Below are 15,860 nucleotides of genomic sequence, written 5' to 3'. Positions count from 1 at the left end.
TGCAATTACTTGGAGCGTCGTTAATTTTGGCACTGCTCCTGCTTACCCTCGTAACGGATTTACTATTGTAGACGCAACATCTTGCCCTGTAAACAGCATTACTGGAAAATCAATGTCTATCGTTGGTTTTACATCTGCCTCAGCTTACGGATGTGGTTATGTCTCTACTCCAAACACGACCTTTAAGCCATTGGTTCGTAAACAAATTGATGCAAGCCAATATGCCAACCTTTTATTATCGTACAACTGGAAAGGATATGGAGATTTGTTCAATGGGACTCTTTTTGATTACGGAGAATTAATGTATTCGACTGATCCTGCAGGTCTTTCCGGTTGGACTCTTATTGGAAATAGATTAGGATCTGGTAATGTGAATACACAAACTGTGACAGATTTAGCTCTTCCTGCTGACCTTAACCAAAAATCATTTTGGATTGGATGGCGTTTTACATCGGACAATATAGATCAGTTTCAACCTGGATTAAGTATTGACGATGTTGTTATTAAAGGAACTCAAATAACAGCTGCACCAGCTTGTACAACATTTACTTCACCTATAAACAATGGTACTGCAAACGCTGGAACATTTGACTTTAAGTGGACTGCTGTTACGGGAGCACAAACTTATAAACTAAAAATTGGAACTACTACTGGCGGATCGGATATCTATAATCAAACGATTACAACAACATCAGTATCTGTTCCTTTAAACAAAAACACGACATACTACGCAACAGTTGTCCCTTCTAACAATTTTGGAGACGCTACTGGTTGTTCCGAAATTACATTCACAACTAATTCAAATGTAGGATACTGTAGCACAGGATCTTCAACACCAGATCATCAGAATTTTGGAAATATCTCTAATGTTGTGTTTGCAGATATTTCGAACTCATCTGTAGGAAATAATAATGCTTATAAAGATTTCACTTCTATCACTGGAAATGTTTTAAATGGTAGTAGCAACACAATTACAGTTACTCATGCAAACTATAATGCAGGCAATCAAAACAGAGTTGCTGTTTGGATTGATTACAATAGAGATGGCGTTTTCTCGGCAAACGAGCAAACACTTCTTACTACAACCGGCACAATAGCACCAGGAACATCTACAGGAACAATTGTTATACCTGAGGGTGTTGATTTTGGAACTACAAGAATGAGAATAAGATTGAACTTATTAAATGTTGTGCCACCTGCGTGTGGAGTAACAGCTTATGGACAAACTGAAGATTATACAATTGATATCAAAGATAAAACTTTAGGTGTTTCTGATCTCAACAAAGCTGGAATCTCTGTTTATCCTAACCCATTCACAGATTTACTTAAAATCTCTGACGTGAAAGGTGTGAAATCTGTATCTGTAAACGATATCTCTGGAAGAGAAGTTAAATCTCTAGCGCCATCTGCAGAACTTAACCTTTCTAGCCTTAAAGCTGGTCTTTACATGGTAAACCTTAAAATGGAAGACGGAAGCGTAAAAACTTTCAAAGCTATCAAAAAGTAATTCTAAGGAATTATAATTAATAAGTAACCCGCCTCGTTTATGAAACGAAGCGGGTTTTTATTTGTGCTAAATTCTGGTTATCATAACATAATTTGCTTGTACTAGTTATAATTAATTATCTACATTAATTTAAAATAACCTATCCTTAAGACTAAACAAAGATTATTAATACCTAGAATCTTTAGTAAAATCATAGCTTAAAAAATTAATTTGCCTTAATGTAAAGTTTATTTGTTATTAATACTGACTCCTATTTTATTCTGATTCAAAAATTAATTAATCATATAAAACTTCAATCAAGTTTGAGCAAAAAAAAAGTCCTGTAAAAAAATTGCAGGACTTTTCTATATCATTTTGAAATCTATCTTACCAGATTTTCACTCTTTCCTCTGGCTTTTTGTAAAGCTTGTCGCCTTCTTTCACCTCAAATGCCTTGTAGAATGCTTCTGTATTTACCAATGGTCCAAAACTTCTGAATAATCCTGGAGAGTGCGGATCTGTTTTCACTTGGTTGGTCAGATATTTCTCTGTCGATAGAGTTCTCCAAACTGTCGCCCAGCTGAAGAAGAATCTCTGTTCTGGAGAATAACCATCAATTTTACCCGGATTTCCTTTGTCTTTCAAATACATTTGCAATGCATCGTAAGCGATATTGACACCACCAAGATCGGCAATATTCTCTCCATTTGTGAAAGTTCCATTCACTTTCACATCTTTCACCGGCTCATACTTATCATACTGGGCAGCCAAGCTTTTCGTTGCCTTTTCGAAGTTCGCTTTGTCTTCGGCAGTCCACCAATCGGTAAGATTTCCGTCGCCATCAAACTGCGCACCGCTGTCATCAAAACCATGTGTCATTTCGTGGCCAATCACAGCGCCAATTCCTCCAAAATTAACAGCCGCATCTGCATCCGGATTGAAGAATGGTGGCTGAAGAATTGCAGCTGGGAAAACAATCTCGTTGTTCACAGGATTGTAATAAGCATTCACCGTTTGTGGAGACATCCCCCATTCTGCCTTATCTACAGGTTTTCCAATTTTAAGTAACTCTTTTCCGTACTGCCAGTTGGAAACGCTTTGAAGATTTCCATAAAGTGTACCGCCGTCTTTTTCAGATTTAAGCGTCAATTTGGAATAATCTTTCCAAGTATCTGGATAAGCAATCTTCACAGTGAATTTATTCAGTTTGTCCAAAGCTTTCGTTTTGGTCACAGACGACATCCAAGTCAATCCTTGAATATGAACTGCAAAACTTTTCTTAAGATAATCCACATAAGTCAGCATCTGTGCCTTAGCTTCTGGTGTAAAATATTTCTCAACATATACTTTTCCAAAAGCCTCTCCTACAACACCATTGATCAAACCCAAAGCTCTCTTGTTAAGCGCTCTTTGTTCTTGTTGCCCTTGTAGATACTTGCTGTAGAAATCAAATTTCATGGTATCCATCTTCTGATTAAGATAACCAGCACTTCCAGAAACCAGGTTGAATTTAAGATAATCCTTGATCAAAGGAATATTTTTCTCAGTAAGGAAAGTGTCAAGACTTTTGTAATAACCCAATTCTCCGATGATCACCTTATCCGTTTTCACACCAGCTTCTCCAAGATATTTTGGAAGATCGATGTTTTTTACTAATGATTTTAATTCTGGTAAAGTCTTGGGATTGTATTGCAAATTAGCATCACGGATCTGCTCATTTGTCAAAAAAGTCTTAGCAATTTTCTTTTCGAAATCTACAATTTGTCCCGCAACTACAGCAGAATTTTTGTAACCGATTTCTGTAAGAACCTGAGCGACATATTTTTTATATTCTTCGATTGTTTCAGTATTCTTCGGGGAGTCTTTCTGGTAGTAATCTCTTCCTAGACCCAATGATGCAGCACCTAGATAGACCGCATTCATCTTAGAGTTCTTAAGATCACCGTCAACACCCCACGCATAGAAAGAGTTGTCGCCTCTTTTGGTAGCATCCACCAAATATTTTTGTAGATCTGACAAGTTTTTGATCGCATCTATCTTTGCCAGATCAGCTTTTACAGGATTAAGACCATCAGTATTACGCTTGTCCATATCCATGTAGGTTTCGTAAAGTGCTTGGATTTTTTGACCTTCTGATCCTGTTTCAAATTTTTCTTTTAAGATATTATCCAAAAGTCCAAGAGAGTTCATATCAGTAGTTTCTCTCAATTGAGTAAATGACCCCCAACTTGGTTTATCCGCAGGAATCTTGGCAGTTTTCATCCAAGTTCCATTCACATAATTGTAGAAGTCATCTTGTGGGCGAACAGAAGTATCCATGTACGTCAATTCCAAAGCTTTTTGTTTTGCTTGTGCAGAAAGTGTATTTACCATCGTAGCCAACATAAAAGCTGTAAGTGATATTTTTTTCATTTTTAATTAATAATATTGTTGTATTTGTATTGATAAAATTAGATTTGTTACAGTTCTTTTATGGAAAAACTCAAAAAAGTAAATTTAAATTAATAAATAAAACTCCTCTATAATTTGCTTAATATAAATGGATTAACAATTAATGAGGGCATAACAAATTAACTTTTTCATCAAATTGATCATATCGATTGGATATTAAAAGATAGAATGATATTTTTACAAAAAATTCAATTCAATTTTCACACAAATGCATCATAATTTACTATTAATTCTTGCTTTGCTATTTTCCGTATTCATGATGGTAATGGTGGCAAAAAAAATGAAGATTGCGTATCCAATATTCTTGGTCATCGCAGGCTTAATGATTAGTTTCTTACCCGGAATTCCCGAAATCGAACTGGATCCAGAACTTGTTTTCCTTATTTTCCTTCCGCCACTTTTGTACGAAGCCGCCTGGTACACTTCATGGAATGACTTCTGGAAATGGAAAAGACCAATTTCACTATTGGCATTCGGACTGGTTTTCGCAACCTCATTGATTATCGCATATCTTTCCCAGGCTATGATTCCCGGCTTCACATTGGCGTTAGGATTTCTTTTGGGCGGGATTATTTCGCCTCCCGATGCTGTCGCTGCCACTTCCGTCTTAAAAGGATTACCAATTCCAAAAAGAATTGTCAGCATTTTGGAAGGTGAAAGTTTGGTAAACGACGCTTCCTCTTTGATTGTTTTCCGATTTGCATTAGCCGCCATACTCACGGGAAGTTTCTCCATGAATCAAGCTGTTGGGCAATTTTTCCTCGTTGCAGGAATGGGAATTGTCTGTGGGATAGTTGGAGGCGCCATCATGTATTTGATTCATCGTTTCCTCCCGACAACATCTGCCATAGATGCAGCGCTCACAGTAATGACACCTTACATTTTGTACCTTGGTGCAGAGCAGTTTCATTTTTCGGGAGTGATGGCGGTAGTTACTGGGGGACTTTTCATTTCTTACAGATCGCACGAGATTTTCAAAAATGGAAACACAAGACTGAATATGCTTGGGGTTTGGACCACGGTGATTTTCGTAATGAATGCGATGGTCTTCATATTAATTGGATTGTCTTTGCCATCCATCATCCGCGGGCTGGAAGAAGCTACCCTCATTCAAGGAATCAAATATGGTGTTGTGATCAGCGTGGTCGCTATTGCCATCAGATTTTTATGGATCTATCCTGCCGCATTTGTTCCCCGTTGGCTTTTCAAATCCGTTCGAAAAGAGCAATCGCCAGGCTGGAAAGGGCCACTCGTGATTGGCTGGGCTGGGATGCGAGGTGTTGTTTCTTTGGCAACTGCCCTTTCTATTCCGTACTTGATGCCGGATGGCTCTCCATTTCCTCATCGCAATCTGATTTTATTGATCACATTCATCGTTATTTTCATCACACTCGTAGTTCAGGGCTTATCACTGCCTTATATCGTAAATAAGCTTAATATTCCTGCCATGGACGTCGTGTTGCCACAGGAACAGCAAGAAGCACAAATCCAAATTAGACTCAATAGATTGGCGTTAAACCACATTAATGCTAATTATAATGATGTGATACCGAAAAGCAATCTTCTCCGAAATTATCAGAATCAAATATCGTTAGAAACAGAAAATACAGAAAACCAACTTGACTTACTGGAATGTAACGATTGTTCCGTAAAAGAAATTGACGACTTCGAAACGATTTTAAAAGAAATCTACGACAAGCAAAGAGTTGAGATATTCCAAATGAGAAAAGAAAAGTATTATGAAGATGAAGAAATAAGAAAAGCAGAGCTCCAATTGGATCTGAACGATTTGAAACTAAATCCAGATTTTCATTCGTAATTTAAACTACAAACTCTTTCATTTTTTTGGGAGAGTTTTTTTTATAAATAAATTTAATTGAGTTAACAGTAAGATGAGAACAAAAAAAAGAGTCTCACGATTGTGAAACTCTTTTGCGATCCGGACGGGACTCGAACCCGCGACCTCCGCCGTGACAGGGCGGCATTCTAACCAGCTGAACTACCGGATCAATTTTTTGAAAAGTAATTGATGAAACTTTATGCGATCCGGACGGGACTCGAACCCGCGACCTCCGCCGTGACAGGGCGGCATTCTAACCAGCTGAACTACCGGATCTCTTGCCCAACAAACTAAGAAAAACTATCGTCGTTTATTGTGGTTGCAAAAATACAACAATAATTCACAACTACAAATTTTAAACAAAAAAAAACGCCTCTCCAGAGGAAAAGCGTTCATTTTCAATTATATTAATTTCTTACAAGTAAGAATTAAGCTTCTCAGCAATCACCTCTTTTGGTGATACGCCTACTATTTTATCTACTACTTCACCATTTTTGAAGATCAAAACTGTTGGGATATTTCTGATTCCGTAATCTACAGAAATCTGTTGGTTGTTATCCACATCCACTTTTCCTACTATTGCTCTACCTTCAAAATCCTCTGCAATCTCCTCGATGATTGGTCCTAACATTCTACAAGGTCCACACCAAGCTGCCCAAAAGTCAACTAAAACTGGTTTATCTGAATTTAATACTGCTTCCTGAAAGGACTGATCTGTAATTTCTACTGCCATGATTCTTGTTCTTTAATTAATTTTGTAATACAAATTTACAAATTATATTTTCTATTTATTCTGTTGATTATCTATGTAAACTATCAGCTTTTTCTATAACAAATTGTGTTCCTATCTCTTCTAATGCGCTCACTAACGAATCTATATCAGATTTCTTGGTGTAGTGACTGAATGAGATTCTCAATGGTGTTTTATTATCCAGATCATCTTCTGACAATACGGACATTAAAACCATTGAAGGCTTCGAAGCACCCGAACTGCAAGCACTTCCTTGAGAAATAGCAATGCCTTTCATATCCAATTGCAATCCGATTAATGGATTTTTGTATGGAAGCAAAACGTTTAGAACTGTGTAAAGACTTTCATCATCTGCACTTCTCCCATTGAATTTGATTCCGGATATTTTTTCCTGCAATTGTTGGATTGCGTAATGCTTGATGTCGAGGATATGGCTTTTATATTCCACCATTTTTTCTTGAGAGATTTCCCAGGCTTTGCCCAAACCTGCAATTCCAGTCACGTTTTCCGTACCAGCTCTCAAGCTTCTTTCTTGCGGACCACCAGTGATTATTCCTTTCAACCCAGAGGATTTTCTTACGAATGCAAAGCCAGCACCTTTCGGTCCGTGGAATTTGTGCGCGCTGCAAGAGGCGAAATCAACTGGAATTTTAGAAAAATCCAAATCGACATGTGCCATTGTCTGAACTGTGTCCGAATGGAAAAGTGTATTGTTTTCTTTGCAAAGGTGCGCTACTTTCTCGATGTCGAGAAGATTCCCGATCTCGTTGTTGGCGTGCATCAATGTGACCAAAGTTTTCTTATCTGATGATTTTAGCGCTTCTTCTAATTTATTCAAATCGAAATCGCCGTTGGCATCTGGTCTTAGATAAACCAATTCCACGCCTTTCAATTTTTTCATTTCGAGGCAAGTTTCAGCGACACATTTGTGTTCCAAAGCAGAAGTGATGATTCTTTCCACGCCAAGATAATTGACCGCGGATTTGATGATCATATTGTTGGATTCCGTTCCACAAGAGGTAAAAACGATTTCTCCAGGTATGACTTTCAAAGAATCTGCGATCTTTCGCCTTACTTCTTCCAAAATGGTTTTGGCCTCCTGTCCCAGACTGTGTGTGGACGACGGATTACCGTAGTTGAATCTTAAAACATTCACCATACAGTCTATCACCTCATCGTCGAGAGGCGTAGTTGCAGCATTATCCAGATAAATTCTTTCCATTTTAAATTTAGATTTGAAAGCCGAAAAAGTTCGAAAAATTAAGGTACTAAATTAGTGAAAAAATCGGTAATGCGATTCATTGGCAAACTTAAACATTGCTTTGTCTCCGGAAGTGTCTCCGAACGCTATGATTTTATCGTATTTCTTATCTCTTAGTTCAGTTTTTATTCGATTTACTTTTTCTTCCTTGTTGCAGTTTTTCCCAACGAATCTACCTGTAAAAATATCATTTTGGAATTCTGCTTCCGTGGAAAGTAATTTCATATTGAATTTCTCTGCAAATGGTTTTACCCAAATATCCAAAGATGCCGAAACTATGTAAGATTCTGTACTTTCTCTGTTGATATTATTGATGAAGTCCAAAGCGTTTTGTCTGAATAAACTTGGATAATTTTCCTCGAAGAATAATTTTGCTTTTTTTTCGATTTGATACTTCGACTCACCTTCTAAAATTGATGAAATAAAACTTTTCTTCACGGCTTCTGCACTGGCCAATTTTACTTTTAACAGTACAAAAAGCGGCACGTGCTTTAGAAATTGAAACGAATATTTGGCAGGATTGTAAAACTTCAAAAACAAAAACATCGTGTCTTTGTAAGTGAGCGTTCCGTCGAAGTCGAATAGATATAGTTTTTTCATAAGTGATGAATTATGAATGATAAATGATTAGTTGCATCGCTTTTCTATCTCAGAATTGAATCAATTATCATCTATCATTCATCAATTATAATTTAAGTTTTTTAAAAATAAACTCAGGAATATTTCTAATGATTAGCATGATGATCGCCCAAATTGGTAAAACGTAGGAGACATCTTTTTTATTCTTAAAAGCTTTGTAAATTCCTTCGGCCGCTTTATGCGGACTTGCTGTCAAAGCTGGATTCAGTGGTAAGCCTTCTGTCATTTTGGTATCTATAAAGCCTGGCTTCACGGTCAACACGTGGACTTTTTTATCGAAAAGATAATTTCTCAGCCCACTCAAATAAGCTGTTAAAGCTGCTTTCGCAGAACCATAAATGAAATTACTTTGTCTTCCTCTTTCGCCTGCGACAGATGAGAGCACAATCATTGTTCCAGTTCTTTTGGATTCCATTTTTTTGGCGAAGAAGTTGAGGACAGGAACTAATTTCGCATAATTCACATCAATAATTCTTTCCGTATTTTCATCATCGTAAAGTCCTTCCTCAGTTCCCAAACCAAGATAGCCAGTCGCGCAAAACAGAACATCAGAATTGATATTTTCCAGAGTTTTATAATCGATGTCATTCATCAGATCCAAAGGAATAATCTCGGAATCCTGAAAAAACTTCACCTGAATATGTCCAGCGAATTTCTCCGTAGTTTCCGGATTGGAACTTAGGAGATAAATGGTTGAGAATTTTTCGCCTTTCGCCAAACATTCTTCTACAAACGCCTGTGCAACTTCGGAATTACTGCCTAATACTATCATTATGGTTATATATTTTGCTGACTTTAACGCAAAGCTCGCAAGGATTTTTTTTGAATTACTAATGTTTTAAGATTCGCAAGGACGCTTTGCTCATCAAGGTTAATTGATATTATATTTTTTATAGTCCGTTTACAATTCTCCTTACACCATCTTTGAAAAAAGGAAGATTAAAGTTCAGAACCATCCCTAGTTTATATTTTCCTAATCTCAAATAATTTAATAATTGAGCTTCAAAGATTGATTGTCCAGATTCTAAGGCTGATTTTAATTCAACAACCACCTTTTCTTCAATTAGCAAATCAACTCGAAAAGCGTCTGGAATCATCAGCTCTTCATATTGTATTGATAAACTTTTTTGTCTTTCAACTTTTAGTCCTGACTTCTTCAACTCATAATAGAGACATTCCTCATAAACCCTTTCGTAAAGTCCAGTCCCAATTTTTCTGTGAATCTTGAGACCAGCATCAAAAATAATTTTAGAAATTTCATTTTCAGTCATGATCTTGTGCTTTTTCTTTGATGAGCGAAGCGTCTTTGCGTATCGACTATTTTCAATAATCAGAATATTCTTTGCGCACTTTGCGTTTAATTTCCACTGACAATTCTCTTATACTGAAGTGAAACAAACTTCGAAGAATCAACGTTTTGAAGATAATTCGTGAGAGATGAACGGCTCATACTGTCTTTGGTCAAATATATTTTTCCACCAAAATTCTCGACAATTGTATCGAGTTGGTCAACCAGCTTTCGAAGTCCTTTGTTGACTTTAAAGTCTAAAGCCAAAGTGTAACCTTCAACTGGAAAAGAATTGTAGGCTTGTGGATTGTTTTTTCCGAACAACTTTAAAACTGCTAAGAAAGAACCGTTTCCACTTTTTGCAATGGTATTAAGGATTTGTCGCATTCCTTCTTTTCCATTTTCTTTCGGGATGACCATTTGATATTGGATGAAGCCACTTTTTCCGTAGATCTTGTTCCAATCATTAATGACATCCAATGGATAGAAAAATGTTTCGTAATCAATGAAATTATTGAGTTGCTTCTTAGTCTGCTTGTTGTAATAAAGGAAATTGAAGATCTTAATACTCAAAGAATTTAATACAAATCCAGGAAAATAAAATGGAATCGTTGGTTTTGGTTTCTCTTTCAGCTTCAAAGTTTTCTTTTGAAGATTGGATGGCAATTCGGCTTTCAAAGCATGTTCTCCTCTCATCAAAATTGAACGACCTAAATTTTTTCCTTTTTGGAAACAATCGATCCAAGCAACATTGTAGGTCCAATCTTCACTTTCGTCGAACAATCGGAAAACCTCATCCAGATTTTCAGCTTTGATGCTTTCTTGTTTGATATAAGCAGATTCTATATTTTTCAGTTTAAATTTGGCTGAGAGAATAATTCCCGTCAATCCCATTCCGCCAATAGTTGCCCAGAACTTATCTGAGTTTTCTTCACGTGAACAAGTGATGACTTCGGCATTTTCGTTCACCAATTTAAATTCAATTACATATTCCGAAAAGCAACCTTCTGCATGGTGGTTTTTCCCATGAACATCGGATGCGATTGCGCCTCCAATAGAAATATATTTGGTTCCCGGCGTCACGTAAAGAAAATAACCTTGCGGAACAGAAATCTCCAAAACTTCTGACAGCAAAACGCCCGCTTCACATTCGATAACGCCATTGAGTCTATCAAAAGAAATAAATTTATTGAGTCTTTTGGTTGAGAAAATATGTTCGCCAAGAGAAGCATCGCCATAGCAACGTCCGTTTCCTCTTGCGATGACCTCATTATTATCTCTTACAAATTGTTTGATTTTCGAAACAGAATCATCTGACTTCATTTCTTTTTCTACCACTGGAAAATTTCCCCAATTGGTGACTTTTTGAACAAAATTCGGTTTCATCTGCTAGTATTTTTTAAGGTCAAAGTTAATCCCCATAATCTCTTCATCATTGTTTTATGTTTTTTCTCTTTTAGTGATTATTCTTTTTTAAAATAGATTTGCAATAGAAAAACGATGACCCAAAGCACAACTGTAATCTGGATGTATCGGTCTTTGTAAACGATCTTGGTTGGTGATTCGGTTTTGTTATAAACTAAGGTTTGTTGCAAATATCTTAGAAATGCGAATACCACGAAAATCACGGTGTAAAAAACCCTCGGGTGAAATTTCTTCTGAATCTCCGGTGACAATGTAAACATCAAATAACAGATAATTGCCAAAGTCACAGAAATCGACAATGCAATATCAGCAAACTGAACATTATAACCATCCAAAGATTTCCTTGTCTTTCCTGAGATTTGTGCATTGATCAATTCTCCTCTCCTTTTCCCGATTGCTAGCACCAAAGCCAAAACGAACGTCAATAAAATCGCCCATTGCGTGGTTTGGATATCCGCGGCATATCCACCTGCTAAAATCCTCAATACAAAACCTGAAGCGATAATGCAGATATCAACGATCGCAACGTGCTTTAGTTTGAATGTGTAGAAAATATTCATTACAAAATAAGCAGCGATGATGATTCCAAACTTCCAATAATTAGTCTCGAAAATATAACTTCCTAAAAAAATAAGCGATATTGAAAGCGCAACCAAAAATCCAAATAAAACTTTAGCACTGGTTTTGGAAATAGCGCCACTTGCTAAAGGTCGGTTCTTTTTTTCAGGGTGCTTTTTGTCGGATTCTATATCAAAATAATCATTGATGATGTAAATTGAACTAGCAGTAATAGAGAATATGATAAACGCAAAAACGCTTTTATAAAATAAAATTGGGACTGCAATATAGCCAGAGAAAAATAATGGGGCAAAAACAAATAGATTCTTAACCCACTGTTCTACCCTTATTAATTTTAAATAGTTTTTCATCAATAGTTTTTAATAATCCTGCAAAAGTACTATTAAAATAAAAAAACCGCAAATTGCGGTTTGGTATTTATTTGAAAATGAATGAATATTAATTTCCAGACTGTGCGGCGTCTTGAATCATTTTTTCATTTGCTGTAATTGCGAACTCAACTCTTCTGTTTTTAGCTCTACCTGCGTCAGTATCATTAGAAGCTACAGGACTAGATTTCCCCAAGCCTTCTGTGAACAATCTAGAAGCAGAAACGCCTTGTGCAGAAAAATAATTTTTTACTGCGGCAGCTCTCTGTCCTGAGATTCTTAAGTTTACAGCATCGCTACCAACACTGTCCGTATGACCGTAGATGTTAATATTTGTATCAGGATTATTTTTAAGTACAGTCACTAATTTGTCCAAGTTAGTTTTAGCAAGAGCAGTCAAATTTGAAGAATTGAAATCGAAGTTAACCGTATTTTCATTAAGCGTCACCTTAATCCCTTCTCCTACTCTCTCTACTTCTGCACCTGGCAATGTATCTTGAATTTCTTTGGCTTGTTTGTCCATTTTGTTACCAATGACACCACCAGCAACACCACCAACTACGCCACCTAGAACAGCTCCCAATGGTGCATTACCACCCTTACCCAAGTTGTTTCCAAGGATTCCTCCAAGAACTGCACCCGCTGCTGTTCCTATCGCTGCTCCTTTTTGTGTGTTATTAGCATTTTGTACAGCTTCACAGCTTGTCATCAATAGTGAACCTGAGATGAAGAATGCTGCAATTTTAATTTTATTAAGTCTCATTTGAATTTTATTTTATTGATTATTTAGTTCTTACAAAATTGTAACGGATGTCCATTGATTTTCCATCCGCGTTAACAGATTGAACCAAAGTAAAGTTGTTTGCAGTTGGGTTTTCCAACATTAATTTGTAACCACTGGTCACTCTTTTAGCTTTTTCACCTTCACCTAATTTTTTGATAGATACAACACTGTTTTTATCTACACTGAAAGTAATAGGCTGGGTTTTTTCAGGACAAGCCGCACTTCCGTGCAATGCGTAAGTTCCTGAGTAATTATTTGGAATCAAAGTCCAAGAGCTCCCAACGAAACAGCTGATGCTTACACCTTCGTCAAAAGGTTTTACGCTGTAGTTCTTATCATAATCTATATTAGCAATATCCCATTGCCCTTTTAGTTTCATTACATCAGCACGTACAGCTTGTGCCTCACCAGCACTTACTCCACTCTTGTTGGAAGAACACGAGGTTGCTATCAATGAGCCACCAACCAGTCCTATAAATAATATTTTTTTCATAGTTGTAAATTTAATACAGTTAAGTATTATAAAAAGTATGCCAAAGACAAAAATAAAAAAATCTGAGGAATTCTCAGATTTTAATTTTAAGATAATGTGATCGACTAAAGTTTGCTTCTATCAATCGTTTTGCTCAATTTTTTCTTTTGCGTTGCAGGTTTCTTTGTAGATTTTGAAGACGAATCTGCTTTGTAAAAATTACTGTACGCATATTCTGACGCTTTCGCAACATCTATAACACCATTAGATCTTGATAATTTATCAAATCCGTTTGTTGCAGTAACATTGGATGTTTTGACCAAAGATTCTATGATTTGTTCAGGCTTAAGATTTGGCATATAAGCTAACATTACCGCTGCAGCTCCGGCTACAACAGGTGAAGCCATAGAAGTTCCCTGCAAGTATTCATATTTTCCGTCTGGAACTGTGGAATAAATTTTATCTCCTGGCGCAAAAACATCTACCATCTTCGCATCAAAGTTGGAGAATCCTGCTTTCAACATCTCAGCATTGTTGGTGTTTGCTCCTACAACAATCATATTATTGATGAATGGTTTCTCGTCTGACTGAGATTTGAAATTGGTAGGATAATATTGATGTTCAGCGATATTTTCATTTTCATTTCCTGCTGCTTTTACAAGAAGAACACCCTTGCTTTCCGCATATTTGAAGGCATCCCAAACCACATTCTTCCCTGGAGAAACTGGTTTCCCGAAACTCATATTAAGGATTTTAGCACCGTTGTCAACTGCATATCTTACTGCGTTTGCAACATCTTTATCTCTCTCGTCACCATCTGGAACTGCTCTTACAGTCATAATTTTTGCAACTCTGGAAGCGACACCATACTGGGTTTCTGATCCATTTGCCAATCCTGCAATGATTCCCGCAACGTGCGTTCCGTGTTTTGCATCTGGGCCTTCGTAGTGGTTGTTTCCATAGCTTTTTTCTGAATAGTCATCGTAATTATCTCCAACGATTTCTTTTCTAGGATCGAAATCTAAATTATAACTCTTTTCTGCTTGAGGTTTGAAGTGATCCAACCCTTCTTTCATTTGAGCTGTCATATACTTTTCTACTTCTGGGGCAGGTTTTCCTGTAATTTCTGGATCATTGACAGCCTGAGCAAGTACTTGCATTGCCATCGCTTCTTGCTGAGTTGATGGTTTGATGCTTGCCAGAGTTTCCTTTGTCAAGTTTTTTCCATTCAACAATTTGATCATATCTGGAATCGAATTATTGATCATTGTATAAAGTTGTAGCCTTTGTCTTGCCTCTTCACTCTTTTCTGTGAAAAGTTGCTTAGACTTCATATACATCGAAAACTCATCAGGCATCTTGGCTTGATTCTCTTTATTTTTCGTGGAATCATCGCCTTCAAAAAGTGGTTTGTATTTTTTAACAACTCTCGTCACTTCCATATTATCAACGTCGATGTCACCGTTTTTTCCACCTAGGAAGTTCCAGCCATAAACATCATCGATATATCCATTTCCGTCGTCATCTTTTCCGTTGTTTGGGATCTCGTTTGGATTTTTCCACATATTTTTCAACAATCCTGGATGATCCACTTCTACGCCACTATCCAAAACTGCAACTACCACAGACTTTGGTTTAAGACCTTTGGATTCTAAAAACTTATAAGCGTTTTCTGTATTGACTCCGTAAACTTTTGTTTTAGAAAAATCTTTGTGATACCAGGTTTTAAGATCTTTGTCATTTTCTGGCGCAACTGTTTGTGCTGCTATCATTGCAAAACTGCCATAAAAAGCAGCTGCTATCAATAATTTTTTCATTTACTATCTTTTAATTGATTTTGATATTTTTAATATAAGTCAAGCTTTCTGGACCAATGTTACAAATCAAATCTAAAACCGAGAGATCCTTGAGAAAGCCATTTTTGTCGGAGAAGCTCTGATAATATTGTGCCATTTCTATCTCAGTTTCCGTTTTTGCGGAGAATTTTTCTCTGTAATCTTCTGATTCTGGATTTTTGAAATATTCTTCGCTAAATGTAAATTCCTTTTCGGATTTAAGAATAGCGAGAACCACTTTCAAAGCTTTGAGGTTGAAGGCTACCAAAGAATCGATTTTCTCTTCGAAGATGGATCTCAGTTTGTCTTCGTAATATTCGAAATAAGGTGTGCTTTGATAAGCGGTTTTGATGGATTTCCAATGGAGTTTTTGCCAATCTTCTGCATAAGAAATCTCAATGTCTCTGAGTTCTCTCTTTCCTGTGTGTTTGATGGGAATGATAAGTGGTAATTTTCCGTTGGCACCATAGATCACTGCGCGGTTTCTGTACGTTTGTTTTGGAAAATTCTCGAATTGCTCAAACGTTGTTTCGTTTTCTGAATCTAAAAAAACTGAAAACCACGAGATTGGTGGCAAATAAAATATGGGTAAAAGAATCTTGTTATTCATATTTGTTGTAAGACCATCTTTTTATCACTTTGAAATTTAAACGCAAAGTCCGCAAAGATTTTTTTTTAATT

The 15,860-nt window shown here is 36.7% G+C and carries 14 protein-coding genes and 2 tRNA genes; 2 read left to right on the top strand and 14 right to left on the bottom strand.

All coding sequences use genetic code 11. The features are described 5' to 3' along the window. Positions 1-112 precede the first annotated feature (112 nt). The gene (locus tag IO90_RS10655) at positions 113-1,507 is read left to right on the top strand and encodes a GEVED domain-containing protein (protein WP_165570272.1); all 1,395 of its coding nucleotides are present in this window, start codon (positions 113-115) and stop codon (positions 1,505-1,507) included. A gap of 366 nt (positions 1,508-1,873) precedes the next feature. Here the strand turns inward: IO90_RS10655 and IO90_RS10650 are convergent, their stop codons facing one another. Then, positions 1,874-3,898 (bottom strand): M13 family metallopeptidase, encoded by a 2,025-nt coding sequence (locus IO90_RS10650; RefSeq protein WP_034966311.1) that lies wholly within the window; start codon positions 3,896-3,898, stop codon positions 1,874-1,876. A 247-nt stretch (positions 3,899-4,145) separates the two neighbouring features. Between IO90_RS10650 and IO90_RS10645 the strand changes: the two genes are divergently transcribed. Further along, on the top strand, positions 4,146-5,756 hold the full coding sequence (locus IO90_RS10645) for a Na+/H+ antiporter (protein ID WP_034966309.1): 1,611 nt from the start codon (positions 4,146-4,148) through the stop codon (positions 5,754-5,756). A 116-nt stretch (positions 5,757-5,872) separates the two neighbouring features. On the opposite strand, the gene IO90_RS10640 is transcribed toward IO90_RS10645, so the two are convergent. From IO90_RS10640 to IO90_RS10580, 13 genes are all read right to left on the bottom strand, one after another. Next, positions 5,873-5,946, bottom strand: a tRNA-Asp gene (locus IO90_RS10640). Positions 5,947-5,979: 33 nt separating this feature from the next. After that, positions 5,980-6,053 (bottom strand) — tRNA-Asp (locus IO90_RS10635). Positions 6,054-6,192: 139 nt separating this feature from the next. Beyond that, complete coding sequence (gene trxA, locus IO90_RS10630) at positions 6,193-6,510, bottom strand: thioredoxin (protein ID WP_034966305.1); 318 nt, start codon at positions 6,508-6,510, stop codon at positions 6,193-6,195. A 67-nt stretch (positions 6,511-6,577) separates the two neighbouring features. Further along, positions 6,578-7,750 carry a cysteine desulfurase family protein gene (locus tag IO90_RS10625; RefSeq protein WP_034966301.1) on the bottom strand — a complete coding sequence of 391 codons (1,173 nt, stop codon included), beginning with the start codon at positions 7,748-7,750 and terminating at the stop codon, positions 6,578-6,580. A gap of 51 nt (positions 7,751-7,801) precedes the next feature. Continuing rightward, the gene (locus IO90_RS10620; RefSeq protein WP_034966298.1) at positions 7,802-8,389 is read right to left on the bottom strand and encodes an HAD-IB family hydrolase; all 588 of its coding nucleotides are present in this window, start codon (positions 8,387-8,389) and stop codon (positions 7,802-7,804) included. 85 nt (positions 8,390-8,474) lie between these two features. After that, positions 8,475-9,200: an SDR family NAD(P)-dependent oxidoreductase gene (locus tag IO90_RS10615; RefSeq protein WP_034966295.1), complete on the bottom strand. Its 726-nt coding sequence runs from the start codon at positions 9,198-9,200 to the stop codon at positions 8,475-8,477. 118 nt (positions 9,201-9,318) lie between these two features. Then, a complete protein-coding gene (locus IO90_RS10610; RefSeq protein ID WP_034966294.1) occupies positions 9,319-9,699 on the bottom strand; it encodes a GxxExxY protein in 381 nt (126 codons plus the stop codon). 86 nt (positions 9,700-9,785) lie between these two features. After that, the gene (locus tag IO90_RS10605; RefSeq protein WP_034966291.1) at positions 9,786-11,102 is read right to left on the bottom strand and encodes an FAD-binding oxidoreductase; all 1,317 of its coding nucleotides are present in this window, start codon (positions 11,100-11,102) and stop codon (positions 9,786-9,788) included. 77 nt (positions 11,103-11,179) lie between these two features. Further along, on the bottom strand, positions 11,180-12,070 hold the full coding sequence (locus IO90_RS10600) for a decaprenyl-phosphate phosphoribosyltransferase (protein WP_034966289.1): 891 nt from the start codon (positions 12,068-12,070) through the stop codon (positions 11,180-11,182). Between the two features lie 88 nt (positions 12,071-12,158). Continuing rightward, complete coding sequence (locus IO90_RS10595) at positions 12,159-12,851, bottom strand: OmpA family protein (RefSeq protein WP_034966287.1); 693 nt, start codon at positions 12,849-12,851, stop codon at positions 12,159-12,161. A gap of 19 nt (positions 12,852-12,870) precedes the next feature. Next, on the bottom strand, positions 12,871-13,365 hold the full coding sequence (locus IO90_RS10590; protein ID WP_034966285.1) for a lipocalin family protein: 495 nt from the start codon (positions 13,363-13,365) through the stop codon (positions 12,871-12,873). A 104-nt stretch (positions 13,366-13,469) separates the two neighbouring features. Further along, positions 13,470-15,161, bottom strand: coding sequence for a S8 family serine peptidase (locus IO90_RS10585; protein ID WP_034966283.1), 1,692 nt, complete (start codon positions 15,159-15,161; stop codon positions 13,470-13,472). Positions 15,162-15,171: 10 nt separating this feature from the next. Next, positions 15,172-15,789 carry a WbqC family protein gene (locus IO90_RS10580; protein WP_034966281.1) on the bottom strand — a complete coding sequence of 206 codons (618 nt, stop codon included), beginning with the start codon at positions 15,787-15,789 and terminating at the stop codon, positions 15,172-15,174. Positions 15,790-15,860: the final 71 nt, after the last annotated feature.

This window comes from Chryseobacterium sp. FH1 (assembly GCF_000735135.1).
Lineage (GTDB): Bacteria > Bacteroidota > Bacteroidia > Flavobacteriales > Weeksellaceae > Epilithonimonas.
Note: the sequence above shows the minus strand (reverse complement) of the source record. Positions and strands in the feature narration are given on the sequence as shown.